This is a genomic window from Mesorhizobium ciceri WSM4083 (assembly GCF_000519305.1).
Classification (GTDB): Bacteria; Pseudomonadota; Alphaproteobacteria; order Rhizobiales; family Rhizobiaceae; genus Mesorhizobium; species Mesorhizobium ciceri_B.
In genome coordinates, this window is sequence record NZ_JAFG01000006.1 from 65,719 (window position 1) to 91,559 (window position 25,841).

Sequence of the window (25,841 nt, forward strand, 5' to 3'; positions counted from 1 at the left end):
ATGCTGTGCCGGAACTCATCAGACGGCAAGGATATGAGGCATGCCCGGAGTCACCCGCCGAAAGCTTCTTGCCTTCACCGCCGTTGCGTCTGTCTTTGAACCGACGTTTGCAGAAGGACAAGGCACCTCACGCGAATTGCAGACGCTGATCGCAACCCATGAGACCGCCTATATCGCACTCCACAGGATTGTTCATCAAGCGGGCAGGAGCTCGCACGACCGCAAGAGGGCCGCCCGGATTGAAGAGCAAGCATTGCTGGCCATCTGCTCTTTCGTTGCGACTAGCCGGGGCGACCGCCAGGCCAAGGCCAATTACCTATTGACTGTTGAGGCAAAGGGCGAGCTCGACCTAGAGGAACACATGCAGGCTATCTTGCACGCGATGATGCGGGATTAATCGCGCCTCGACCAGTTCATCAACAGCGTAGAAAGGCCGCGGTGATGTCCGCGACAAAAGTACCAGCGCGAATATTCAGCCGGGCGAAGTCAGTAAGGTCAGTGGCTGACTTTAGCGAAGCTACGGCGGCCGTGCGTCGGCGCATGCAGCACACGGCTCGAAAGGACAATCCGTTCGAGAGATCGGTGAGGTCACTGTTACACGCTCAAGGGATTCGTTACCGGATCCATTTCCCACTGCCCGGCCTGAGGCGGACAAGCTGTGACATCGCCTTTCCCAGCCTGAAGATTGCCGTCTTTCTGGATGGGTGCTTCTGGCATGGGTGCGACCAGCACCGTCCTGTCGTGAAGAAGAACACGGATTTCTGGCTTGAGAAGATCGAACGCAACCATGCACGAGATTTGCGGGCGACGGCGCATCTGATTGACATTGGCTGGATAGTGCTCCGCTACTGGGAGCACGAGGCAGCGGAGAACATCGCCAAGGCAATTCTCTCGGCAGTCAGGCAGGTCAGGGATGCCGGCGCTTCATCGGGCGGCGTGTCGCGCCCTCTGGAGGACGTGCAAGGGCCGTCTGGAAAGTTCGAAGCTGTCGACTGCAACGAACGTACTGTCGAGGCCCAACTCCGCGAATAGCCGTTTCTGATCCCAAAGCGGATGAACTACCGCACCCCATCGGCTATGCCGGTCATCCAGAGAGAACGTGGGGATATCCGGCCTGCCGTCGATGGATGATATCCGGTTGCCGGGTATGAAGGTTCTAGTTTCTTTTGCAAGTCGATGGGCGTTCAACGACCAATCGCTGATCTCGAAGTCCTCGTTCTTTCCATCGAAGCCGCACTCGTAGGTTGGATCAACGAATGCGCGGAGGTAGGACAATCCCAGCCTCCAATCAAGCAGGCCGTGAATGTTCCTATTGTTGTAGCGTTGGAGGCATTTATAGCAGGAACTGCCGCATACGCTCATGTGATGCTCGTCTGATACGGTGTTACGAGGCCATTGCGCAGCATCATCAAGAACGCTTGCCAGCAGATCCGACACAGGGATCGTGCTATCCCCGAGGAGATGGCGGCAGAAGCCGGAACCGTTCGGAAGCGCATCTGATATCTGAAGATAAGGAAGAGACGGCCTTCCCGGAGAAGTCATGATGTTTGGTGCCAGTGCATCGAACTCTTCGGGTGCGATATCGAGATCGAATGCGGCTCGTTGCACGAGAATTTCCGTTGCGGAAATCGCAGCGGCCCGCACGCTCGTCCTTGACGGATCACGCCGATTCCTCATCGCCAGACCGACGTCCATGTCCAGCAAGCGGAGATTGCCGTTCAGTCGTATAGGGCCGATCTGAAGGGAGTTCGTGACCTTCGGAGACGCGAGGCAGGCGATGACCTTCGCGTCGCCCTGTCGATATCGGCTGCCCTGATCCTCCGCTATCACTTCCGAGCTGATAGCCTGCCCTGCGAGTTTCAGGCGAGGCTTGGCCTTGAACCACCAGATGTTGCGGGAAGCCGCGAGGTCAGTCGCAGCTTCCACCTCGAAGCCTGCGAAGTCCGTGTCATCGTTGACGCCGGGGTTAACCAGGAAGATTTCGGAGCGTTCCGCGAAGTTGACGGTGATGTTCTCGTCGGTCTTCTGCTGGGTGGGCTTCCCGAGGCTTGCGAGAGTGATGCGCTGGCCCATCTTCGACTGAAGGTTCTCGTCGGTCGGACGAAGTTCGCTCCGATAGGCCGTGGGTGTGATGCAGTGTATCCCGGTATCCTCCGGCATCTCCGTTCCGCAGAACTTGCATGGCATCGCCTGGGCAGATCCACGGTTCCACGCTCCGCATTCCTCGCAGAAGCGCAGATGGAAGTCATGCTTGAGCCAATGGCTGAGCGGCTGCATCGGCACACCGAAGTCCGTGCCGAACTCCTTCGGTTCCCGCAGCATCCCGGTGAATCCGATGCACCTGTGCCGTAGCTTTTCACGCGTCCTGACACTGCCTGGGGCGAAGTCGAAAATCGCCATGTCTTGGTCACGGTCGATGGTGTCCCAGTCCGCTTCGGACGTCCCCTTTTCTTTGACGAGGTCCACGTAGAGGTTCCGCGACCGGGTGGGCATGCCGTAGAGCGGGATCAGACCACGTTCCGCAAGCGCCGCCGCAAGGCCGATCGGCTGTAGACCGAACTCATCCTCTAGGTCATCGACCTCGGCGAGGATGCTGTCGACCCCGATCTCCTCGGTGATGTTCTGAAGTCCGCATCTCGATACCTCCGCAAGGATGACCGCCATCTGGTGACGGTGGCGGTCTGTGCGGGTCAGAGCGTCCTGCAGCCTGTCCCTCCAGCCCTTTTGGGCGTCGAAATACTCGTTGCAGTAGATGAACTCGCCATGAATGTCCCCGGGCACGAGGTTGTCACCGGCCCAGTCCATGCCACTCTCCTCCCGCATGAGGCGAAACGCGTCCACGAGCCAGAACTTCCTGAGCAGCCGAGACGGAATGTCCACAAGGCCTGTGGTAATGAAGGGCGGAGGCGGAGCGGATCCGGTGATCTCCACCGGATTGTGGAAGTAGTGGATGTCGTGGCTCTTACTTCGGCAGACGGTCAAAACGGTGGAGAAGGCCTGTCCACGGCGGCCGGCACGACCGACGCGCTGCTGGTAGTTGAACCTTTGCGGCGGCATGTTGCCTTGGTAAACGGCCTGAAGCGAGCCAATGTCGACGCCCACTTCCATCGTCGTCGTGACGGAGAGGAGATCGGCCGTGTCGAACAGCTTCCTCCATTCGAAATCCGTGTCGCTCTCGAAATCATTCTTGACGAACACCTGCTTGAACTGCTGGAGGCGCTCGGCCGGATCGCGGGTCTGGCCAGTAAGCTCCTCGCATTTCAAGCGGAACAGCGGCTCATTGTTGACGACGGCACGTATGACCCTTCGTCCAAGGAAGTTGCCTTCGGCGATCCGCCCTGCCGTATGGTCCTCGTCCCGCGTCAGCGTATCGCCGCAGCGGGTGCATCTACCGAAGCCCTCATGGAGATGGACCCGCCCGCACTGCTTGCAACGCCATGCCTTGTCGGAAGGCTTCGCGGTCCGGAAGTACAGCATGCTGATGTCGATCGTTCCGTCGCCCCTCTGCTGCTTCAGCATGGTCCTGAGCTTCTCAAGGAAGGCGTCGCATTCAGCTTCCGGATGCTGAAGTATCTTGGTCATAAGGCGCTTCAGACGGTTGTCGCCAGCCCCGAGCATGTCGTGGGCGCTTCTCCAGTCTTTTTTCGCTTCCGCCTGGAACTGGTTAGGCAAGATGCGGTAGGCATCGGCGAATATGCGAAGCATGGCGTCGTCACGGGATTTCTCTGAAGTATACTCTTCCGGCCCATAGAAGCTCGGCCAGCCGAGGCCTGTCTCCTCCAACGCGAAGTAGGTCTTGCTGAAGAGAAGGTCCGTGGCGTCTGGCGGCTGCTCGCCTTGGACCTTCTGCCTCGCTTTGCGCAGACGGTTCAGTTCCTCCTCGGGCAATTCCGACTTCCATGCGATGCGCCCGTCGCCTTTCCGTTCGAAATATTTGTACCACTCACGGCCATCAACCCTTGAGAGTGCGGTGTCGGCACCTTCGACTGGTGTCGAACCGAGCTTCATGAGCTCCGATAGTATCGGCCGGGCATCATTGCCCACATTGTCTCGCTCGAATTCGAACAGCTCCTTCAGGGGCACGCTGGGTGGATGGTCGCTGGCTGTCTTCCGCTTCTTGAGCGCTTTCATCCGCTCGCTGATCTCCACCGTATCCTTCTCTTCATCGAGGAGCCGGGCTATCTCACGCTTCAGCCGCTGGTATTCCTCTTCATGCTCATGTGTATACACGTAGTCCTTCGCGATCATGGTCGCAGCGGACACTAGAATCTCGCGGCGGAGATCACGCTGATGCTGGACTTCCACCTCTAGCGCCAGATTGGCTGCGTCCTCGCGACTGTCGGAGAAGGCCACCAGCTTTCCGTCGCCGCCTTGCGACTTCAGCGAAGCCACCAGTTCGGTCGCTAGGAGCTGGGAGGTCTTCCCAAAACCCGTCCTGAAGCTCCGGATAGGCGACTTGCGGCCTTCGCGCATCTTGGAGTTAGACTGGCGGTAGCGGCCAGAATAGTCGGTTCCGCATTTCGGACAGCAGAACGGCACCGCCGTTCCGGGATCGTCGGCCTTCCGGTTCTGCATCTTGTCTTCACCCGACCAGCGCAGGAGGAAACCCGGCACGTCGCCGGGGGTCTGGGTCTCCTGTACTATCCCCGTCTGTGGGTTGAGGCAGCCCTTGTCCCATTTGTATGGCGATCCGCTCCTGATTTCGGCTTCCGGCTTGGTGCGGCCCGGCCAGAAAAGAGCGAACTCGTTGTAGCTGGCATCTTCGAACCGAAGTGATGAGGCGGTCTCCGGCAGCTTCTCAAGTTCCTGCGGTGATGGCAGGAGGGACACGCGTCGGCCGCCGTTCTGGGTATCGCCGCGCTTTCCTCCTACCGCCAGATCGCCGCACGCTTCGCAATAGAGCATTTCGAACAGACGCCGTCTTCCCTCTCCCACGTGATCGTAGTCTTGCCCCCGTTCGATACTGGGGTCACCCCATATGAGTTCGCCGTCCTCACCAAGTCCCACCGAGGTGAACATGCCTTCAATGTTCCGGACGAAGCAGTGCATCCTGAAGCCGGGGAGATGCGCTACCGCTCTCCTCTCTGGCTTCATTTCATCAGGAATGATCGACTGCGGAAGGTCTGGGATTGCCCTGAGCGCGAGCAGGCCGCGAACGGCGGCGCGATCTTCGACATCGAATAATATGGTTCCGATCTCTCCCACTGCACGAGGTATCCTTCTGCCCTGAGCGTCCAGATCCTGCATGGCATATTCGAGCATGGCGGCGGCGGTGTTGGTCGCCTCAAGAAGCGCGGATGCGTCCGAGAGTGATGCCGATCCGGGAATGGTGCGGGCGGCGGCAAGGAGCTTTCCCTTTAATGCTCCAGGATCGTGCCTGTGGTCGAGATTTTCAAGCGCCGCAGTGAGTTCGACCAGGCTCTCCCGGGTGGGGGTGCGCTCCGGACGGGGAATGCTGATCGGTCGCCCCGTGACGACGCTGTCCTTCCAGACGGTATCGAGGTCGATGGCACCTGCTGTCCCTGCCGTGCCGAACATGTTCTTAAGGTAATCGATGCTCGCCTGCGCATTCTTCTCGTCCATCGGTAGCGATGCCGACGACGAAAGGATGCGGAGCTTGTGTGCATGCTCCGGATGTGTCAGGCCAAGGCGCTCGAGGAGGATCCGGATCAGTCCGGCCATCTCGGCTCCCGACGAGCCGCGGATCAGATGAAGCTCGTCCAAAACTAAATAGAAGCGTGCGTCGGAGTTGTTCAGCAGCCATTCCCGAGTTTGCGCCAGGATTGGAGCGTCCACTTCGCGCACGAGCATGGCGTTCAGTATCGACTGGTTGGTAACGAGGATGTCGGGTGGTGTCTCCTGGATATCCCAGCGGGAGATCAGTTCGCCGCCGTCCGTCCTCGGGAAGATATACCTCAGGTCGGGATTATTGCCATCGCCCGCGATCCGCTGCTGGATGCTGCGGTATCGCCGCATCTCGTCCTTGAGCTCCTTCTTGGACCGGGCTGTGCGATCCTTCCAGTATTTCTGGTCGTCCCGGCGGGGATGCTTCAGGAAGCCCGTGACAGGTGACTTTCCGGTGTATCGTCCGAAGAACAGCCTGTTGCCGTTGAAGTGCCGCTCCATGACATCCTGCGCTTCAGGCGAGTCTATCGCTTTGCGGAGGCGCACCATCTGGTCCTCAACGAGGGCGTTCAAGGGGTAGAGGATCAGTGCCCTGACGGCCTTCGGACGATCAGGATGCTCGTTGCGGCGATGAAAATTGAACCTTCCGCCCTTGTCGAGCCATGTGTCATCGACAGGCTGGCTTGGTGCCGGCCAGGATGTCGCCTCCTTGGCGAGCTGGGCGAGGATCGGAAGCATGAAGGATTCCGTTTTGCCCGAGCCCGTTCCCGATGTGGCGATGCCCGGCGCGCCGTCCGTGACGCCCTTCGTGAGCATGTCCACCTGGTGGTGATAGGGTTCGTATGCACCCTTGAGCGTCGCAGCCTTTTTGTCCCTCTCGAAAAGACCGGACAGGGCCAGTTCGACGAAAGCCCGCCGTTCGTTCATGCTGAACCCCGGAAGCTGCTTCTCGTCCTTGATCAGCGCCTCGAGGCCCATGCCCCACGTCTCATACCGGGGGACGGTTTCGAAGATGGGATCGAGAGCGAGCTGTCCTGGGCTTGAAAGAAGCTTTCGGCGCTTCTCCGAGACTATGGGGTCATCGATGCGATATGCCGTGTCCAGATAGGCCAGAAACTGTTCGATTATCCTTGTGAAGCCACCGATGGGATCGAACATGTTCTAGCCTCCAAGGTTCTGGAAGAAACGGGTGAGTTCGTGGTCGAAGGCGTCGCCTGCGGTCTTTGTCCATATTTGCTGACGGAGCAATACGGCCGCCACGTCTGCCAATTTCAGTTCGGGACCAACCGGAACCCTCGAAAGCATTTTCGTTCCGCGCACGAGGAATGCGGCGTCCACGTCAGCTGCGGTCAGTAGTTCCACCGCCTCCTCCTTGCGTTCGTTACCTCCATCTTGCAGAAGCGCCCAGTGTCCTGCGAACCGAACGACGCGGCCCGGCTTCTTGGCCTGCGATACCTGGATCGGGAAGAGGTATCGCAGCACCGAGTTGGGCACAGAGACCCGAAGGCCGTCGACGCCCGCACTTGCAACGAAGGCAAGATTCATCGGGAGCCTGCCAATCCGACGCATCTCGGCGAGCTGTGGCAGCCAGTATTCGCACGGGCCGCTCGTAATGCCGCAAAGCGCGACGGGTACCAGGATGTCCGATCTGCTTCTGGCATTTTCGATGGCTTTGGCCATACCGCCCGCCTCGTCACGCATGATGTCCTGCAGAGATACGTGGGTCGGATCGCAGAAGACGACGGCAGCGTCGTCGCCGCCGATGGCGTATGCGATGTCGGCAGCGGATGCCGCAGCGGTCTCGCCGACAAGAACAGGAACTTCCTCCGTAGAATAGAGCACGATGGCCATCAACTCGGACGGAGTGAGACCCGATGCCTTCGCGAGTTCCTGAATTGTCTTGAGTATATCTTGGGCGCCAGCAATCGGTGCGACGGGGGGCGGAGCATATATTGCGGAAGTGATGGAAACCTCCTCGCGTGAAGGGGCTTCACGCGTGACAGTCGAAATCATCTGTTCAACCTTCCTGATCTCGGTCCGCAGCTGTTCGAACTCCTCGCGGAGCTGTCGGGCGCTCTCAGATACATTCCGCCCGATCCCACGTGCCGCCTCCTCGATCTTCTCACGCAGAGCCTTTTCATGCTGTTCGCTGGCGTTGCGAAGGAGAATTTCGCGGTGCGCTGTAGTGGCGAGGCGCTGTTCGGCGTCGATAACCAGAGCGCGAAGTTCGACGAAACGGACTTCCTGTTCTTCCGCCTCCGCGACAAGCCGCTGCCTGATTTCTTCGCGGAGTCGTTCCTGCTCCGTCTGCTCGAAAGTAAGGATCCTGACCTGCCACTTGGGATCTCGGGCCATCATCTGGGGGATGGCATCAAGCAGAGACGGCCGGGTCGAGATTAGGCGGAGAGCTGCCGCGAGATCCTCCTTCTCCTGGTCGCCAACCGTTCCCGATATGCGCGCCTTCATGAGTTCCGACAGGTTCGCCTGGGAAGCTCCAGCTTCCCCGGATGCTGCAACTGCCGTGCGTGAGAGCCATTCCTCGGCGGATTTCAGGATTTCATCGTCCGACCTCATGTCCATATGGACAGGGGGCGACCAGCGCGGCTGCGGGTTGAATACAACCAAACCGTCCCCCAGCCTCACCCAGCTGGGCTTTGCATCAGTGGCCACTGTCGGTGCGGAGCGGATCGACGTCTGAGGTAGAAGTCCGTACAATTCGTTGGGGTGACGGATGAAGCCTGAGGTCATCCAGACGTTCATGCGCACCTCGATCGCATCGACCTTGCACCTTGTGGGGATGAAAAGCCTGCCCTGGCGCAGTTGTGTCACTATCTCCTCGTGGCTCATGTCGTGCGGACTGAAACCGACGGACAAACGTGAGGCAGTGGCGACGGAGACCGCATCCAGCGCCCCCGTGCCTGGCAGCCCCTGAAGTCGCGAGGAAAACTCGAACTGGGAACTTCCTTTAATGCTCATTGCGAGAGGTGAGGTCGTAGTGGCGAACAGCCCGACGGGTGCTTCCTGGTTTCTGGCGACGAACTTCGGTTCCTTCTTGACACCCGTCACCAGCCAGAACGAGTCCAAACCGCCCAGATGAATCTGGCCGTTCCTTATCTCTTTGGGAGGTCCGCTTCCGAGCCCCGTATCGCCGTCCTTCACCTCGATGACCATAGCCATGTCGTGTCCTGAAACCTGACGGACGCGGAACACGGTTTTAGCTGCTGCTGCCATTAACTTCTTTCTCCGGCGGCGATCCGTATTTTCCCCGACCGGGAATCGAAAATCGTCCGGTTTCTATTTGAAGCGGATGCGAGGAATCTTCCCACCCAGGGTGCCACTTCCACGCCTCTCTGTGCGATCGACACAACCTTGGACAAGGCCGACACGGTCGGCTCCTCCATGGGGTAGAGATAGCGCCACTGTCCGTACACGACACCAGAGCCTGCGTTGCACATGCTGCAGTCGGAAGCCCACCTAGCCCAGCTTGACGGGAGTGACACCCGAGGGAGAATCCCGGCCAAAGTCGAGCCGTCGTAGGCGAAGATATGCTTGCGCCTACGGGCATGGTGGGACAGGATCGCGAGTGTGGGCGACACGAAGTTCTGTCCAGGCTGCCCGGCGACCACGGACCGATAGAGGAAGGGGTTTCGGGTATCCGTGCGTTCAAGACGATAAAGGCCTTCCACCATGTCCCCGCCCTCTTGGGCGTCGAAGAAGCCACGCTCCTCGTTGAGACGTGCGGCGACGTGGTAGCCATGGACGCCCCCTGGAGCTCCGTGCGGGCGCTCCGCCTGCGATCTAGCGGCCGCCGCCGCGATTCCGGCATTTTCGACGAAAGCCCGAAGACGCGAAGGGTCTTTCGCCCGCACCAGATATCTTGGCAGAGACCACTTGGAGACCCCGTCCCAAACTTCCAGGGTCGCACCTTCCGCCTGCGCAGCCACCGTGATGCGGTCGATCACTGAGAGGGGGGTTGGCCCGCTGATGCGCACGGCATCGGCAGTGACCATCTCCCACGTCAAAGGGCGCTGCAATATCCGCCGCGCAGGGAAGCTCCGGAGGAGAGTGAAGTCGAACCATCCGGCATCGGCAAAGGAACGGAGAACGTCCCATTCCGGCGGATGGCTGCTGGAGAAGGAAAGGCCCTTTCTGACCATCTCGAACGCTTCTGCGAACGACAGCCCTCTCGCCGTCCGGGCATAGAGCGCCTCTCCGACCGTCACCATCTCGTCGCAGACTGGCATGCGGGCGCCAGACCAAGATTCGATGGCGCAGTTTGCAGAGGGAGCCGTTTCGCGGTTGAATTCGTCCTCGCTGATCTCGCGCGCCTCATCGAAGGCAAGTCGTCTGGTGTCAGCCACCTCATTGGCCCGTGCGACGAGAAGCACCTCCCGATTCTCGTTGCATAGGCATCCGACTGCGCTTCCGAAATAGACTCCTGGTGGGAAGGCAAGACCACTGTCGTCACGGATCATGTCAATGTCTGTGCTGTTCACCTTGACCGTTGTCATCGATTGGTTAGGCGTTGTCAGACGTGGCGAGAAAGGAGATCTTCCTAGTAGGGCGCTCCCTACGCGGATGCCGTCGTGCCATCCGAAAACGCGAGGCCCGGTCTCAGCAGCGATGGGTGCAGACGTCACCTGGCTACGAAACGACACCATGGACCACCGCAGGTTTATGGCACCGTAGGAATCGATCGTGCCTTCTTCGCACTCCGCCAGCTTCGAGGTGTGGATCAACATGACGTTGGATTCGAACGCGTTCGTTGCTCGATACCTCCCGAAGCCCATGTTCTCGAGAAGAACCACTCCCTTGCCAATCGCTTTCGAGATCGCCTTGGGGACGTACTTGATGACCTCCTCCGGCGCGCGGACTTGCTGGCGTTCCCCAAGGGGAGAAGCTCGGAACAGCTCGTAGTCGCCGAACTCTCCCTCCATGATCTCCAAATCTTCGAGAGCTGCCTGCTCGGCTACGATGGCATACCACGCGTGCCAGAACGGCGTTTCGGTGTAGTCGCGACCACCCCGCTTGCGCGCCCGGTCGAACAGATCGAAGTTGTATTCAAAGGACGGCATTTTCTCGGTGAGGAGATGGCGGGAGGTAGAGACTCTGTTCGAGACTATCTGAGGGTCAAGTAGGTGGTCAGGGTCGATGGCGTGCCGGAGCTTCCTGAACACTGCCCGGTCGCGCCACGTTGGAAACGCGATGCGCAACGTCCGGCCGATTTGGGCGTGAGGGTTGATGCCGGGCAGATCCAGTTGAATCTCATGCTGCTTTGCAAGATATTCTCTCAGATGCTCCCACATGGGATTCAGGCCACGCATGCTGGCGCCCCTGAACTTTTCCCCCGTCTGCTTCTCGAGCATTTCTCTAAAGTCGCGATCCCCACGCTGGCGTGTTCTTGTCGTCTGCATCCAGCAGAGGAACACCAGGATACGCACGTATTCTGGTTTCCTGCCTCGAATAGGCATGATATCGCCCGACAGATAGGCTCTGAGTAGGGGCATGTGGGGAAGCGCCGTGACGAATGCACACTGTGCTTCAGCGGCATCGAGCACTCCGAAAATCTCGAGAAGGTCTTCGTCGGACACGTAGACGCTGCCGATCGGCCCAAGGCTACCCGGCCCTAAGAAGTACCTCTCGAGACATATCTCCTCCACGCTGACAACCATCCCCCTGAAGAATTCCCCGTTTTACCTACTCTGATCGGGGCACGGCAGCTATGAGCGCAACCGATCCATCAGGCGAGCTATCGAGGTCCATTTTCTCAGCGAACAAATCTGGCGAAACATGCAACACCAAGTGTGGATCTCTATTGTCCGACCCCACAAGCATGTCGGACTCTTCGAAGGTCAGCCTTACAACCGATGCGATCCTAGAACCTTCACCAAAGCAAATATTACCGTCCTCCTCTTGCGTCATGATAGGAAGATTGGCTACCGGATGCTTGCTTAGCTTGTCGTGAATCAGTTTTATGCGCGCGCGCAGATACCGGACTGGCACATCGACTTTCAACGAATCTTTCCTGTTCGAAAGTATGGCAAGAAGCTGAACTATCGCCCTGTCGATAGCATCCACCTTATCTTCCCGCACCAACGGGATTGCAATAATTGCATTCGTCACGCCCTCGCGGAGTTGGTCTTCGTAAACCTTTACGACGTTTTGGTCGAAGAAGGTGTCGCGACTGACCCGCCACTCGTCCCGGCGCCTGTACCGCAGCGGCATGACACAGAGCCGGTAGCCGTTTGCTGTGACTGCGTCAGCTGCGATCGGTTCCCCCCAGCCCGCAGGCCAATATGTTCCGCCGCCGTATCCGTCTCTCGCGCGAAGAGAGTCGTTTTTTTTGTTCATAAACCGTTTGACCATCTTCGGCAGTTTTCTGCCGCTGGCCAGTGCAAGGCTGGTGATCCTCGCTCCGACACCCTCGGTTCCGTCGGCCAAGTGCCGTATAAGCTTGTCCATAAAAAAAGGAGGGACGGCGTTGCCTACCTGTCTGTACTGGGCACCACGCGGGCCAGCAAACTCAAAGGAATCCTGAAAGCCTTGCAGGCGAGCTCCCTCCCTTACGGTCAGAGCTCGGTCATGGTGCGGGTGAGTGAAGCATCCCGATGTTACATTCCCAAATCCAGCAGAAATCGTGTACGCAGGCGAAGCTTCGTGTAACCGCCCATAAAGGGTTGCATAGTCCGTCATACGGACGCGCCTGAACCGATCGGGAAGAAGCTCTGGTGGGATGTCTTTCCAAGATCCACCCTGAGGCACTTTCGATATTCGCTTGCGATTGATGTCCGCAAGTGTGTTGGCCCAATGATTACGGACAATACCCTTGCTATCTTGGACAAACTGCTTGAATTCTCCCTGCTGTGCGGGCATGTCGGGGCGCACAGTAACGTTGCCATCAGTTCTTACACGGCTCAGATCGCCAATAGCCTCGCCCACGGTCATATATGCCGGAAGGCCTTGCTCAGCTTCAGCAGAATGGGTGGGCGAAGGGAATGTCGATGGAATGGGATCGGCAGACGCAATCAGAATGAATCTATTCCTGAGCTGTGGCAATCCATAGTCCGCCATGTTCAGAACGTCGGCAAAAACGTTATAGCCTCTGTCTTCGAAGAGCTTAAACAGTTCCCTTACGATTACGAGGTTGCGCCCATACACGACGCCTGGAACGTTCTCCATTACAACGCGTCTGGGTCTGCGACCTGCTGCGGTAAACCCGTCCAGAAGTCGTATGAAGTGGACGAATAGAGCGTTTCGGGGATCATCAAGGTGGAAGACGCCCATCGTGCTGACAGCTTGGCAAGTCGGCCCAGCAAAAAACCAGTCAATCCTCTCCAGTGCCGCGCGATCGATGACGTCTGCTGCGGAGACGAGTGATACGTCACAGCAGTCAACGAGTGCTTTGGGGTGCGCCTTCTTGAAGGTCTGGGTGGCGTTCTTGTCTATGTCGAGTGCCCATTTGATCTCAAGATCGGGAATGGCAATCACGGCTCCCGCCGACATTCCGCCGCACCCAGAATAGAGATCGATTGCTGTTTGACCCATGATTCCCCCGAGATTTCTATAAATAACCGAGCCAAGGCGCTTTCATAGTATTATTCCTTAGGCCAAGTAACTCCATGCGAGCATCATACATGAAAGCAGTGGTTCGGCCGCCGAGCCTACAGGCGACGACCCAATCGATAGGCGCCGCCATCAGCAGCGGCGAGCGGCGGTTCGTTCGAAGAGAGCTGCTGCTGTCCGGGAACGTGACAGATGCGCTCGCCAGCGAACCATCCTTTCGGCAGGTGAACTTATTTTAGAAGATTTGGCCAATCGACGGAAATTGGATTGTCGGCTGCGATGCCGCAGTGGTTTAAGATGTCGCGCAGCAGTAAATTTACGACATCATCGAAGGTATCTCGGGGCCCAATTAATTGCTTGGGAAGGACAAGCTGCTCAAATTTCTCGCTGCTCCATCCCATTGCGCGCCCCCAACGTGGCGAGAGTTCAAGGTTTGACGATATGATCATTTGCAGTCCAAACTCAGCAGCATCTCGGGCGAATGAAGTGCGAAGATGATCCACCTGAGCGATAGTGCCTGCCATCAAGGCCACAACCCAATCCAAAAATAGCGAACCTGTACCCTGAAAAGTTTTTCCACGTCCGGGAGACTCCGCCACAAACACCGAAAATTCGACCACACCATCCGAGGTCAGCAGGCGCTCAACGTCACCCGGCTGACCGCGCAGCGAGCGAAGTCCGATTTCTGAACCTGAGGCAAATCGATCTGCCGGAAAGTGGATGGGATACGCCACCTCTGTGCCGCCCTGTCGAATTGCGAATGGACCGCCTGTCCACCAAAGCCGCTTTTGATTTTCTTTGTCGGTTAGGGCGCCGATGTTCCAACTATTCAATGGGATTGCGGTTACAGTCAGTCCAGTAAAATGCGTTTCACCTGTCCGATCGCTACTAGCAAGAGCATCGAACCTTCGACGGTGAGCACCCACTCGTGATCTAAATTTTCCTTCTATCGCGTCGCCTGTTCGAGCGAGTTCGAGGAACCTATCGCGTATTTCCCTCACGTCCATTTTGACACTTCGCTCGGCCCGGCGGATGTAGAAATGGCCGTCCGAAGCCAGCCGGTGTGGGCCACTTCCAGAACCACTAACACGTATGACGATGTAACCTTGACCTTCGCCGTCGGGCACTGGAATCGCTCGACCCTCAATTAACGGAAGCCGAGGCTCGATCACGTCTTCGCAGGCGTCCAGCAGGCGTCGTGCGAGATCCTCGCAATTTGGCAACGCCTTCAGCTGTCCGGCGCGCCGCGGTTCGTCATCAGTCTCATGCAGACCGATAATGAGTGTCCCGCCCTCAGCATTTGCGAATGCTATGAGCTCTGCTAGCAGCTTGTCTCGTGCGTAATCGCCTATTCGGTCGCCATGCGTAATCCAACGGTCTGCCGAGACTTCCTTAGATGATCTGAACGGCAGTTCACCTTTGAATTCAAGTTCGGCTGTTTCGCGAGCTCCAACCACACATAACTCTTCGAGATCTGCAATTGCGATTTTGGAAATTGGCGTTCGGAGGATCGACATGGCCGTTGGCTATCCAGTGATTGCGGTAAGGGGTGTGCTAACGCTCATCGACGCCTCAGTACTTTTCATGGGTCGGATCTTCACCTGGAAAGGGATCGACGTAGCCAAAGTCGACGACGATCCGGCGTGAGGTCACGCTGACGTCGAGGACGTCGAACTGATCGCCGACCATTTCTCGCGCCACGGAGATGGTGATTTCGAAAGGTACGTCTTCTTCCTGGTAGGACGATTGTGATCCCAACCCAACGTTATCGCCGTCGATTGAGTCGTGCGCGTAGAAATTGAATTCTGCCTCGAAACCGACCTTTGCGATGACCTTAACTGTAAAGGTCACCTGATCGGCGTCTTCCGCGATAACGACCGGCGGTTCCAGTTTGTCGACATCAATGTATTGGACGACGGCGCTCAGGGGCTCGTATTCATATTCGAGAGGGGCGTGGCCTTCGACGTCGAACAAGAGGCCGTCGAGATAATACTCGAATGCACTTTCAACTACGGCGATGAGGTCGGGGGCCGCGTTCGCCTTCCACATGGCGACCACCTTTTCGGCGACGTTGCGCCCAGGGTCGTTGAACCAAGAGAGGGCGACGTCGAGCTTGGGTACGACAACCAGATGGTCTGACTGTTCCGCGAAGACGGCCCAACTCTTGTCCGGACTGACGCAGACAATGAGGGTATGCCGTTCGGCGGCTACCTGTTCGAGGCTGAGCAAAGCGAAGGCATCTGGAAACTCATGCTTCTTGCCCTCGCGGGCCTCGAAAGGCGTGAGGATCTCGAAATAGCGACGAAGCACTTCGGCTGCGAGATCGCCCCTGCCGCTTGCCGGAACAATCTGGGCGCCGATCGACTCAAGATATACCTCCACCTGCTCGCGGGCGACATCGATTGCTTCAACGTCGAGATTCAGAGTGGTTGTCAATTGATCGAGGTTCTCGTCAAGCTTCCAGCGCCTGATGTGATGCTTGAGGGCGGTTTTAAGGGTGCGCTGGGTTTCGGCGGCGTCTCTAGCGATGTGGGCGGTAATCTCTTGGGCGACAATTTCTGAAAGCAGAAGCTTTACGCCGCCCTTCTTGAACTGATCGAGTCGAGCGAGCACTGCGTGATCGAGGCGGCATCCGTATGCATCAAAGACTGCCGTATCGACCGAAATGGCCGAGATTGATCCGTCGCCGATCCCCTCCTTAATTTGCTGTTCAGTGAACTTGGGCATGATGATTTATGTCGGTACGGCGAGCCCTGCGATGTCGAGATCGTCCTCTGAGAGAGCACTGGCGGATCGTTCGGCGGAAGTTTTCAAGACCTTTGCCTTAAACATTCGGCCATCGCTTCAGACACGATACTTTCGTGATATTTTGACGTACTTATTCTGTCACAGCGAATTGGCCGGAAATTTCGTTTCTGGCAACTTGAGCCTTCAACCACTCTGCCACCCATCCAACCTTAGCACCCGAAAAATGCGTCGGCCGCAACAGCCTTTCCTCATGGGTTCACAACCTTGCCTCGATATTTAGGGCAGAGCATTGTGAAAGCCGGCGCGGCGAAGATGCCGCCGGATGCACAGTTCTCGTCAACCGGCATTTTGAAGGTCATCTCCCCTAACCTGAGGGTGCCCTTACTACAATTTGCCACCGCACTAATTTCGTCGCCAAGGAGGGTCACCTTCGTTTCGCGAATGCACTTTTCCGGTGACGAGAAGCCACCTTGGTCCACATAGCCTTCATGGCACGCCTTAATGATGTCCGGTTCGCTAAACTTTGCTTTGGCCCGCGCATGTTGAGTGTTAATGCCCGTAAGCTCGATAACTGTCGCAGGCGGCTCGAGACAGCTTCGCTGCAGCTCGGCGCCTAATGCCGTGGCAGCAAGGGCCGAGAAGGCGCTGGCGAAGATGATGGCTCTAATTGAGAACATCTGTACCTGTGCCAACGGTGTAGAGAGCGACCCCCGACGCGGTTTAGGTTTGTTCAAGGTCTCGTCCGGCATGGTTCTTCCTCTTGGTACGACAGTGGTGGGCGGTTGTTCCTTACCGACGGCTTGCCCGAGCACCCGCTCAGCAGTTCGCTTATCTGCGTGTTGCAGGTACTGGCGGAGAGAGTGGATTCGACCCCACCGTACGCTTCCACGCACGTCAGTTTTCAAGACGGATGCTTTAACCACTCGGCCATCTCTTCATTCCGTTTTGCGCCCTAAAAATTGCGCCAGCGTTTCATGTTTAGTCCAACCAGCATTCCAAATTTCAAGACCGGTGACCTATACCGCTCGGCCTCCAGAGCGGCCGGCTCCCGTCCCAGGTCTATTCTTCTGCCGGGTCGGTCGTCTGCAAGCTAGCGCTCTGAACCCAGCGCGTGCGGTTCGTTTTGCGCTCGTGTATAGCTAGGAACAGAGCTCGTCCGTTGCCCAACAGAGCGAGTGCGTCGCTCGTAAAGCGTGGGGAAACGCGAAGCCACGCCGTCCAGCGTCGCTCGCCGTGGATCTTGTCGATGAGCCCCATGCCCGGTGGCGGCTTGTAAATAGGGATCTGCCTACCGCGGTATTGAAGATATTTGGGCGCGCAACGGTCATCGCGCTCCTGCACATCCTTGACCGTCGCACGAATGTCGCCTGAGCCCAAGTTGTCGCCATAGATTGTAACCTCATATGTTTCGCCCGCTCGTTCCTCCGGGTAGGTGGCTATTCCGGCGACCGTCAGTCGCGTTGGCAGCTTCGACACTCGCATCGCATCGCTCCACTCTGATGGCGAGATGCGTGCTTTCTTCGGGCTGCTTCTGGCGCTTCGTCTTGCGGGGCATCGGATCATCCGCCTAGCTGTTCATCGATGGAAGATGGCTTAGGGAACCATCCCCACCTTCCCATCCTAGCTCGGATCAGGCGACACGTTTGGGGTTTGCTGGCGAATGCTGCTGTGAATCGGCTGCCGCATTGCAGCTAAATCGGTCGCGGCAGCACTGCTTTTCGGGTCTCTTATCGGGACCGAAGTTCGATGGCAAAGGTAACTTATTGATTTTGTTGGTACGCCCAAGGGGAATCGAACCCCTGTTCCCGCCGTGAGAGGGCGGTGTCCTGACCGCTAGACGATGGGCGCGTTCAAGAACCGGCGATATAGGCTGAGCGCCGGGAAAAAGCAACTGGGGTTAGGCCGCTTTCCCTTGCCGAGAAAAAGCCGGCCGTCAGTCTATCGTTTCGGTTCGATCAGATCCCAGAGATTGCCATGCAGATCGGCGAAAACCGCCACCGTGCCATAGGGCTCGAAGCGCGGCGCTTCGCGAAACTCGACGCCCTTTTCCAGCATCGCCGCGTGGTCGCGGGCAAAGTCGTCGGTTTCCAGGAACAGGAAGACACGCCCGCCGGTCTGGTTGCCGATGCTCCGCCTTTGCGCCTCGTCGGACGCTTCGGCCAGAAGCAGCCTGGCGCCCTGCCCCTTGGCCGGCGCCACCGTGACCCAGCGCTTGCCACCGCCGAGATCGACATTTTCGGCGAGCAGAAAACCCAACCTCTCGACATACCAGGCAATCGCCTCGTCATAATTGGCGACGACCAGGGCGACCGTGGCGACGCGACGATGCTCGGCGAACCCGCTCATCCCTGACGCTTGCTCATTGGCCTGCTGCCGCTCATCGTTGCGGCTCGGTCACTTGTTGCGGATCGCAAAGCGGCCGATCAGGCGTCGCTCGGTGATGTCGTAGACGAAGATCGTGCGGCTGCCGTCGGCAAGCTCGGCGTCGATCGAGACACGATTGCCGGACAGCGACTGGCTGACCACCTTGGCCCCGACCGGCAGCACGATGTCGCCGCTGACCGGTTCGCCGGCGGGTGTCTGGATATCGCCGGCCAGCGGCGGGTTCGCCGGCGGTGCATTGCGCGCTTTGTAGACAAGGGCGCCGATCACCACCATAAGGGCGAGGAACAGCAGGCCGAGATTGATCCCGACGAAGCGGACGAGTTTCCTGCGCACCTTTTCGACCTCGGGGTCGAGCGGCTTATCCTGGTCTTCTTCGGCGATCGGGCTGGCCATGGCGAAACAGTTCCGGAACGGTTTTTTCAATGAGCGCTCATAGCGAAGAGGCCCCTGAATTGATAGAGGCGGAACCGACCGTACTGGTGGCAGGCGCGGATGCGGCCGGACTGCGCCTCGATCAGTGGCTGGCCGCAAGCCTTGGCCCGGACATGTCACGCAGCCGCGTGCAGATGCTGATCAGGCAGGGCGCGGTCTCGGTCGACGGCAAGCTTGTCTACGAGACCAAGCGCAAGATGGCGGCGGGCGAAAGCGTGTCGGTTACCATGCCGGAGCCGGAGCCGGCGGAGCCGCAGGGCGAGAACATCGCACTCGATGTGCTCTATGAGGACGACGAGCTGATCGTCATCAACAAGCCGGCGGGGCTTGTCGTTCATCCCGGTGCCGGCAACTGGACCGGCACGCTGGTCAACGCGCTGATCCATCATTGCGGCGACAGCCTTTCAGGCATCGGCGGCGTGCGCCGGCCGGGCATCGTGCACCGCCTCGACAAGGAGACCAGCGGCGTCATGGTCGTCGCCAAGACCGACCGCGCCCACAAGTCGCTGTCCGAAGCCTTCGCCGATCACGGCCTGACCGGCGACTTGGAGCGCGCCTACCTGGCGCTGGTCTGGGGTATACCGCAGAGGCCGACCGGAAGGGTCGACGCGCCGCTCGGCCGCGCCGCCGACCGCGTGCGCCGTGCCGTGGTGCCGGAAGGACGCGACGACGCCCGCCATGCGGTCACCCACTTTGCCGTGCAGGAGCGCTTCGGCGTCGATCAGCAGGAATTCGCCACCGCCAGCCTGGTCGAATGCCGGCTGGAGACCGGCCGCACCCACCAGATCCGTGTCCATATGGCGCATATCGGCCATCCGGTGGTCGGCGACCCCGATTATGGGCAGGCCTTCCGCACCAAGGCCAACCGGCTGCCCGAACCGCTGAAAAGTCAGGTCAAGGCATTTCCCCGGCAAGCTTTGCATGCCTGGCTCCTTGCATTTCGGCACCCCACTACCCATCTAACGATGAGGTTCGAGGCGCCGTTACCGAGGGACATGGAGGAACTCGTCGGCGGCTTTCGCAAACTCTGAACCCGTCACCGACAGCCATCAAAAAACCTGACTGACATTGTTCACTTCACCGTGACACACTGTTTCGTGTTGAACAAATGCCTGTCTTTTCTGGTTTTGTTCCTGTATAAGATCTGATGTCGCGGGCGAGCCTTTTGGTGCTCGCGTCACATGCCCGCCGCGTTTCGGGGGCATCACTCCAATAGAGAGGGGGCGCTATCATGGCCCAGTCACTACCCAGTATCGTTTCCGGCGAAGGCGGCCTCAGCCGCTACCTGGAAGAAATCCGCCGCTTTCCCATGCTGCAGCCGCAGGAAGAGTACATGCTCGCCAAGCGTTACGCCGAGCATGAAGACACTTCCGCTGCGCACAAGCTCGTCACCAGCCACCTCAGGCTCGTCGCCAAGATCGCCATGGGCTATCGCGGCTATGGCCTGCCGATCGGCGAAGTGATCTCGGAAGGCAATGTCGGCCTGATGCAGGCCGTCAAGAAATTCGAACCCGAGCGTGGCTTCCGCCTCGCGACCTATGCCATGTGGTGGATCAAGGCCTCGATCCAGGAGTACATCCTGCGCTCGTGGAGCCTGGTCAAGATGGGCACGACCGCCAACCAAAAGCGCCTGTTCTTCAACCTGCGCAAGGTGAAGGGCAAGATCCAGGCGCTCGACGACGGCGACTTGAAGCCCGACCAGATCGCCGAGATCGCCACCAGGCTGAACGTTTCCGAGGCCGAAGTGGTGTCGATGAACCGCCGCCTGTCGGGCGACGCCTCGCTCAATGCTCCGATCCGGGCGAGCGAAGGTGAGTCCGGTGAGTGGCAGGACTGGCTGGTCGACGACCACGAAAGCCAGGAAGAGATGCTGATCGAGCAGGACGAGCTGGAGAACCGGCGTGGCATGCTGTCGGGCGCTCTTGCCGTGCTCAACGAGCGCGAGCGGCGCATCTTCGAGGCCCGTCGCCTCGCCGAGGAGCCGCTGACGCTGGAAGAGCTGTCGTCCGAGTTCGACATCAGCCGCGAGCGCGTGCGCCAGATTGAGGTGCGCGCCTTCGAGAAGGTGCAGGATGCAGTCAAGGCCGCCGCCAAGCGCCAGACCCAGGCGCTGCGCACTATTGAGGCGCAGCCCGCGGCTTAAAGCCGGCTAAGGCAACAAAAATCAAGGCGGCGCCAGGGAACTGGCGCCGCCTTTTTTGTGGCGGACTGCGAGTTGGTGAAACAGCCTCTCAAAGCCCATCCAACGGAAACTTCAGGTACCGCCGGCCATTCGCTTCGGGTTCGGGCAGTCTCCCGCCATTCATGTTGACCTGCAGCGCATGCAGGATCAGCCGCGGCATCGGCAGCGTCCCGTCGCGCGCCTCGCGCAGGGTGATAAACTCGGCCTCGCTGCGGACAGCGGCGAGATGAATGTTGGTGGCCTTCTGTATGGCGACCGTGCTCTCCCACAAAGGCTCGCGGCCGCCGGCCTGATAGTCATGGCCAACGAAGACGCGCGTCTCGTCCGGCAGCGCCAGAATGTCCTGGATCGAGCGCCAAAGCCGCGCGGCGCTGCCTCCGGGAAAGTCCGTCCTCGCCGTGCCGCTGTCGGGCATGAACAGCGTATCGTGGACGAAGGCGGCATCACCGATCACATAGGTGATCGAGGCCAGCGTGTGGCCGGGCGAGAACAGCACCTTGGCCGGAAGTGTGCCCACCCGGAAGGTTTCGCCTTCCGCAAACAGCCTGTCCCACTGCGAACCGTCGGCGGGAAAATCCGGCCAGTTGTAGATCGCCTTCCACAGTTTCTGGACGTCGACGACCCTGTCACCGATCGCTGTCGGCGCGCCGGTCTTCTCTCTCAGATAGTGCGCCGCCGAGAAATGGTCGGCATGCGGATGGGTATCGAGTATCCATTCGACGCTCAGCCCCTGCTCGCTGACGAAGTCGAGCAGGACGTCAGCATTTGTCGTTGCCGTGGCGCCGGATTTCTCGTCGAAATCGAGGATCGGATCGATGATGGCGCAGCGTTTCGTCGCCTGGTCGGCGACGACATACTGAATGGCCCCGGTCGGCTTGTCATAGAAGCCGCTGACCTGCGGCCTGGCCAAAGCTAGGTCCAATTTCGGCTTCCCCAACTCTCGGTCGTCAGGAATGATTTTCTCTGACGACACCCGAGAGGAGCATGGTTGTCCGCTCGAGTGAGCCAGTCAAGTATCATTTCGCTCGCGGCGACGGGAAAGCCAAAAACTGTTCCGAGGAGCGGTCAGGCAGATGGTTGCTTGGTCTTCCGCAGATACGGCAGGATGGTCTCGTAAGCGCCGAAGCGCTTGATCGCGTCCTCGTTGGAGACGGCAGCGGTGATGATGACGTCCTCGCCCTGCTTCCAGTTTGCCGGCGTCGCTACCTGATGCTTGGCAGTCAGCTGCATGGAATCGACCGCGCGCAAGATCTCGTCGAAGTTGCGGCCCGTGGTCATCGGGTAGGTCAGCACCAGCTTGATCTTCTTGTCCGGTCCGATGACATAGACCGAGCGCACCGTTGCGTTGTCGGCGGGCGTGCGGCCCTCCGATGTCTCGCCGGCGCCGCCTGGCAGCATGTCGTAGAGCTTGGCGACCTTGAGGTCCTTGTCGCCGATCAACGGATAGTTCACCGAATGGCCGGTCGCCGTCTTGATGTCGGCCTGCCACTTGCCGTGGCTTTCGACCGGATCGACCGAAATGCCGATGATCTTGACGTTGCGCTTCTTGAACTCGCCTTCGAGCCCGGCCATCGTGCCAAGCTCGGTCGTGCAGACCGGCGTGAAATTCTTGGGGTGACTGAACAGGATCGCCCATCCGTCACCGATCCAGTCGTGGAATTTGATCGTCCCTTGCGTGGTCTCGGCGGTAAAATCCGGCGCAATGTCGTTGATACGAAGGCTCATGGTACATCTCCCCTGTAAACGGAACCCGTCGGCAGCGAGGAACGGCAAGCGGCAACTCATGCCGCCATCGAGCTGCCCCGCCCCGGCATCGTTGCATCTTAGCGCAAAAATCGTGACTGCAAGATAATATGAAACTCTTGTCGGCGGCAGGCGAGCATTTTTATGCTGCCGAATGCGCGGCGCGCGGATGAGAGCCTGTTGGGGCTGGACAGGAGCGATCCTGCCTCAGGTCTTGTTGACCGCCATTGTCACAGTCAGGTCTTCCATGCGCTGTGCCAGCGCGCCAAGCGCGTTGGTCAGCACGCTATCGCTCTTGTCGGCCTTGGTCAGAGCCTCGTCGCGGGTCTTGCGCAAGGTCAGCACTTCGCTTTCCATGCCCTTGACGCGTTTCTGCAACTCCGAGAGTTCATCCATCACCATGATGCCGGCCATCACCGTCAGCCGCTGATCGCCGATCTCGCCGAACGAGTCCTTCAGGTGCGAAACATAGCGGTCGAAGCGCTCGGCAAGGTCGATCAGATGCTCTTCCTGGCCCTCGTCGCAGGCCATGCGATACTGCTTGCCGTCGATTGAAACCGTGACCTGTGCCATCGGGCCAGCTCCTATCTGTCCAACACGGCGCGGATGGTTTCCATGGCGGTCACCAAACGTCGCGAGACTTCCTTGTTGGCATCTTCCAACCGTTCGGCACGCGCTTCGGAATTGTCGAGTTCCTGCGCCAGCCGCGAGCGATCGGCGTTCATCCGTTGCACCTCGGCCTCGGCTTCGGAGTAGTCGCGTTCATGCTCGAGCTTGGCCGCGACGGCATTTTCCAGCCCCTCGATGGCTTTGCCCAGCCTCGCGATGACTTCCTTGAGTGTGGCTTCCCCGGTCATGGCCTTCGTCCTGTGCCCTGCCCATCACCGAATCGTTCACGTTCAGAACGCGTTATCTCTGAAACATTAGGCACCGGGTGAAGGCAACGTCAACAAAGCTCTCGCGACTGTCCCCCGCTAACGCTAATGTAGGTCCGCCGCCGGCATCACAAGACCGGCAAATGTGCACCCGATTTGTTGACTAAAAGCCCGCGCCTGCTATGTGTCGCGCACCCTTTTCAAGGGCTCTCCCAAGCCCCCAAACCCCCACTTCTGGAGGAACCATGACGTCGCGTGAACAACATGACCGGATGGCCAATGCGATTCGCTTTCTTTCCATGGACGCCGTCGAGAAGGCAAATTCCGGTCACCCCGGCCTGCCCATGGGTTGCGCCGACATCGCCACGGTGCTGTTCACGAAGTTCCTGAAATATGATCCGAAGGCCCCCCATTGGCCCGACCGCGACCGTTTCATCCTGTCTGCCGGCCATGGCTCGATGCTGCTCTATTCGCTGCTGCATCTGACCGGTTACGAGGACATGACCCTCGACCAGATCAAGCACTTCCGTCAGTTGGGCTCGAAGACCGCCGGCCATCCCGAATACGGCCATGCCACCGGCATAGAGACGACGACCGGCCCGCTCGGCCAGGGTCTCGCCAATTCGGTCGGCTTCGCGCTCGGCGAGCGCATCATGAACGCAGCCTTCGGCAACGACCTCGTCGACCATTACACCTACGTCCTGGCCGGTGACGGCTGCCTGATGGAAGGTGTGTCCCAGGAAGCCATCGCGCTTGCCGGCCACCTCAAGCTCAACAAGCTGATCGTCTTCTGGGACAACAACAACATCTCGATCGACGGTCCGGTCTCGCTGTCCGACAACACCGACCAGGTCGCCCGCTTCCAGGCCTCCGGCTGGAACGCCAGCCACATCGACGGCACCGATCCGGAAGCCATCGCCTATGCCATCGAGGCCGCCCGCCATTCCGACAAGCCGACCATAATCGCCTGCAAGACGACCATCGGCTTCGGCGCACCGACCAAGGCCGGCACCAACAAGGCGCACGGCTCGCCGCTCGGCGCTGAAGAGATCGCCGGCGCGCGAAAGTTCTTCAACTGGGATTCGCCGCCCTTCGAGATTCCGGCCGACATCCTCGACGCCTGGCGCACCGCCGGCAAGGCCGGCGCCAAGCCTCGCACCGACTGGGAAGGCCGCCTGGCCAAGGCCGACGCCAAGCTGAAAGCCGAGTTCGAACGCCGCCTCAGTGGCAAGCTGCCATCCAATTTCGACGCCGTCATTGCCGACTACAAGAAGAAGCTTGTCGCCGACAAGCCGAAGGTCGCCACCCGTAAATCGTCCGAGATGGCGCTGGAGGTCATCAACGGCGCCGTGCCCGAGACCATCGGCGGTTCCGCCGACCTGACCGGCTCCAACAACACCAAGACCAGCCAGACCAAGAACATCACACCCGACGACTATGGCCAGCGCTATGTCCACTACGGCATCCGCGAGCATGGCATGGCCGCCGCGCTCAACGGCCTGACGCTGCATGGTGGCCTCATCGCCTATGGCGGCACCTTCATGTGCTTCTCCGACTACGCCCGTCCGTCGATGCGGCTTGCATCGCTGATGGGCATCCGCTCGATTTTCGTCATGACCCATGATTCCATCGGTCTGGGCGAAGACGGCCCGACCCACCAGCCGGTCGAGCATCTGGCCGCATTGCGCGCGATCCCCAACCACAATGTCTTCCGCCCGGCCGACGCGGTGGAAACCGCCGAATGCTGGCAGATCGCCCTGGAGTCGGAAAAGACGCCGTCGACCTTGGCGCTGACGCGCCAGAACCTGCCGACGGTGCGGACCGAATTCTCGGCCAAGAACCTGAGCAGCCAGGGTGCCTATGAGCTGGCTGCCGCCAGCGGCGAGGCCGCGGTGACGATCTTCGCCACCGGCTCCGAGGTCGAGATCGCGCTTGGCGCGCGCGAGCTGTTGGAAAAGCACGGTCATCCGACCCGCGTCGTCTCGGTTCCCTGCTTCGAACTGTTCGACCAGCAGAGCGACGACTACCGCAAGAAGACGATCGGCAATGCGCCTATCAAGATGGCGATCGAAGCCGGCATACGCCAGGGCTGGGATCACCTGATCGGTTCCGACGGCATCTTCGTCGGCATGACCGGCTTCGGCGCCTCGGGCACGATCGAGCAACTCTATCCGCATTTCGGCATTACCGCCGAAGCCGCGGCCAAGGCGGCGGAAGCACGCTTGCACGCCAAGTAAGATTCTGGGCCAGTTCGGCGAAAAACGGCTTCGCCGGGCTGGCCTAACTTA

19 protein-coding genes and 1 tRNA gene are annotated in these 25,841 nt (G+C 59.3%); 5 read left to right on the plus strand and 15 right to left on the minus strand.

Annotated elements, in window-relative coordinates; genetic code table 11:
* Positions 1 to 40 precede the first annotated feature (40 nt).
* A complete protein-coding gene (locus tag MESCI2_RS0113705) occupies positions 41 to 397 on the plus strand; it encodes a hypothetical protein (protein ID WP_027037092.1) in 357 nt (118 codons plus the stop codon).
* A 143-nt stretch (positions 398 to 540) separates the two neighbouring features.
* Positions 541 to 1,032 carry a very short patch repair endonuclease gene (locus tag MESCI2_RS1000000136805; RefSeq protein WP_245270355.1) on the plus strand — a complete coding sequence of 164 codons (492 nt, stop codon included), beginning with the start codon at positions 541 to 543 and terminating at the stop codon, positions 1,030 to 1,032.
* On the opposite strand, the gene MESCI2_RS0113715 is transcribed toward MESCI2_RS1000000136805, so the two are convergent.
* The 11 genes from MESCI2_RS0113715 to MESCI2_RS0113765 all read right to left on the minus strand — a co-directional run bounded on the left by MESCI2_RS0113715 (position 925) and on the right by MESCI2_RS0113765 (position 18,714).
* Positions 925 to 6,783 carry a DEAD/DEAH box helicase gene (locus tag MESCI2_RS0113715; RefSeq protein WP_027037094.1) on the minus strand — a complete coding sequence of 1,953 codons (5,859 nt, stop codon included), beginning with the start codon at positions 6,781 to 6,783 and terminating at the stop codon, positions 925 to 927. The two genes, MESCI2_RS1000000136805 and MESCI2_RS0113715, sit on opposite strands and share 108 nt — an antisense overlap.
* A 3-nt stretch (positions 6,784 to 6,786) precedes the next feature.
* Positions 6,787 to 8,856: a hypothetical protein gene (locus MESCI2_RS0113720; RefSeq protein WP_027037095.1), complete on the minus strand. Its 2,070-nt coding sequence runs from the start codon at positions 8,854 to 8,856 to the stop codon at positions 6,787 to 6,789.
* A complete protein-coding gene (locus MESCI2_RS0113725) occupies positions 8,856 to 11,297 on the minus strand; it encodes a hypothetical protein (RefSeq protein WP_027037096.1) in 2,442 nt (813 codons plus the stop codon). The genes MESCI2_RS0113720 and MESCI2_RS0113725 overlap by 1 nt, the downstream gene beginning before the upstream one ends.
* Positions 11,298 to 11,322: 25 nt before the next feature.
* The gene (locus MESCI2_RS01000000134680; RefSeq protein WP_081738730.1) at positions 11,323 to 13,170 is read right to left on the minus strand and encodes a DNA cytosine methyltransferase; all 1,848 of its coding nucleotides are present in this window, start codon (positions 13,168 to 13,170) and stop codon (positions 11,323 to 11,325) included.
* Positions 13,171 to 13,418: 248 nt separating this feature from the next.
* Complete coding sequence (locus MESCI2_RS1000000136810; protein ID WP_081738731.1) at positions 13,419 to 14,705, minus strand: AlbA family DNA-binding domain-containing protein; 1,287 nt, start codon at positions 14,703 to 14,705, stop codon at positions 13,419 to 13,421.
* 55 nt (positions 14,706 to 14,760) lie between these two features.
* Entirely contained in the window at positions 14,761 to 15,915 is a 1,155-nt protein-coding gene (locus tag MESCI2_RS0113735) for a PIN domain-containing protein (protein WP_027037097.1), read from the minus strand.
* A 269-nt stretch (positions 15,916 to 16,184) separates the two neighbouring features.
* Entirely contained in the window at positions 16,185 to 16,685 is a 501-nt protein-coding gene (locus MESCI2_RS0113740) for a hypothetical protein (RefSeq protein WP_155936613.1), read from the minus strand.
* Between the two features lie 310 nt (positions 16,686 to 16,995).
* Positions 16,996 to 17,418: a hypothetical protein gene (locus tag MESCI2_RS0113750; protein WP_027037099.1), complete on the minus strand. Its 423-nt coding sequence runs from the start codon at positions 17,416 to 17,418 to the stop codon at positions 16,996 to 16,998.
* Between the two features lie 291 nt (positions 17,419 to 17,709).
* A tRNA-Glu gene (locus tag MESCI2_RS0113755) sits at positions 17,710 to 17,784 on the minus strand.
* A gap of 90 nt (positions 17,785 to 17,874) precedes the next feature.
* Positions 17,875 to 18,282 (minus strand): VOC family protein, encoded by a 408-nt coding sequence (locus MESCI2_RS0113760; RefSeq protein WP_027037100.1) that lies wholly within the window; start codon positions 18,280 to 18,282, stop codon positions 17,875 to 17,877.
* A gap of 48 nt (positions 18,283 to 18,330) precedes the next feature.
* Positions 18,331 to 18,714: a fimbrial protein gene (locus MESCI2_RS0113765; protein ID WP_013529257.1), complete on the minus strand. Its 384-nt coding sequence runs from the start codon at positions 18,712 to 18,714 to the stop codon at positions 18,331 to 18,333.
* A 29-nt stretch (positions 18,715 to 18,743) separates the two neighbouring features.
* Between MESCI2_RS0113765 and MESCI2_RS0113770 the strand changes: the two genes are divergently transcribed.
* The gene (locus MESCI2_RS0113770) at positions 18,744 to 19,784 is read left to right on the plus strand and encodes an RluA family pseudouridine synthase (protein ID WP_027037101.1); all 1,041 of its coding nucleotides are present in this window, start codon (positions 18,744 to 18,746) and stop codon (positions 19,782 to 19,784) included.
* Between the two features lie 200 nt (positions 19,785 to 19,984).
* On the plus strand, positions 19,985 to 20,896 hold the full coding sequence (gene rpoH, locus MESCI2_RS0113775) for an RNA polymerase sigma factor RpoH (protein ID WP_013529255.1): 912 nt from the start codon (positions 19,985 to 19,987) through the stop codon (positions 20,894 to 20,896).
* A gap of 88 nt (positions 20,897 to 20,984) precedes the next feature.
* Here the strand turns inward: rpoH and MESCI2_RS0113780 are convergent, their stop codons facing one another.
* The 4 genes from MESCI2_RS0113780 to MESCI2_RS0113795 all read right to left on the minus strand — a co-directional run bounded on the left by MESCI2_RS0113780 (position 20,985) and on the right by MESCI2_RS0113795 (position 23,535).
* A complete protein-coding gene (locus tag MESCI2_RS0113780) occupies positions 20,985 to 21,857 on the minus strand; it encodes an MBL fold metallo-hydrolase (RefSeq protein WP_027037102.1) in 873 nt (290 codons plus the stop codon).
* A 143-nt stretch (positions 21,858 to 22,000) separates the two neighbouring features.
* A complete protein-coding gene (locus MESCI2_RS0113785; protein ID WP_027037103.1) occupies positions 22,001 to 22,660 on the minus strand; it encodes a peroxiredoxin in 660 nt (219 codons plus the stop codon).
* 225 nt (positions 22,661 to 22,885) lie between these two features.
* Positions 22,886 to 23,251, minus strand: a complete 366-nt coding sequence (locus MESCI2_RS0113790) for a cell division protein ZapA (protein WP_027037104.1) — start codon at positions 23,249 to 23,251, stop codon at positions 22,886 to 22,888.
* Positions 23,252 to 23,262: 11 nt separating this feature from the next.
* Positions 23,263 to 23,535, minus strand: a complete 273-nt coding sequence (locus tag MESCI2_RS0113795; RefSeq protein ID WP_013529251.1) for a DUF4164 domain-containing protein — start codon at positions 23,533 to 23,535, stop codon at positions 23,263 to 23,265.
* Positions 23,536 to 23,798: 263 nt separating this feature from the next.
* On the opposite strand from MESCI2_RS0113795, the gene tkt reads away from it, so the two are divergent.
* A complete protein-coding gene (tkt, locus tag MESCI2_RS0113800) occupies positions 23,799 to 25,790 on the plus strand; it encodes a transketolase (protein WP_027037105.1) in 1,992 nt (663 codons plus the stop codon).
* Positions 25,791 to 25,841: the final 51 nt, after the last annotated feature.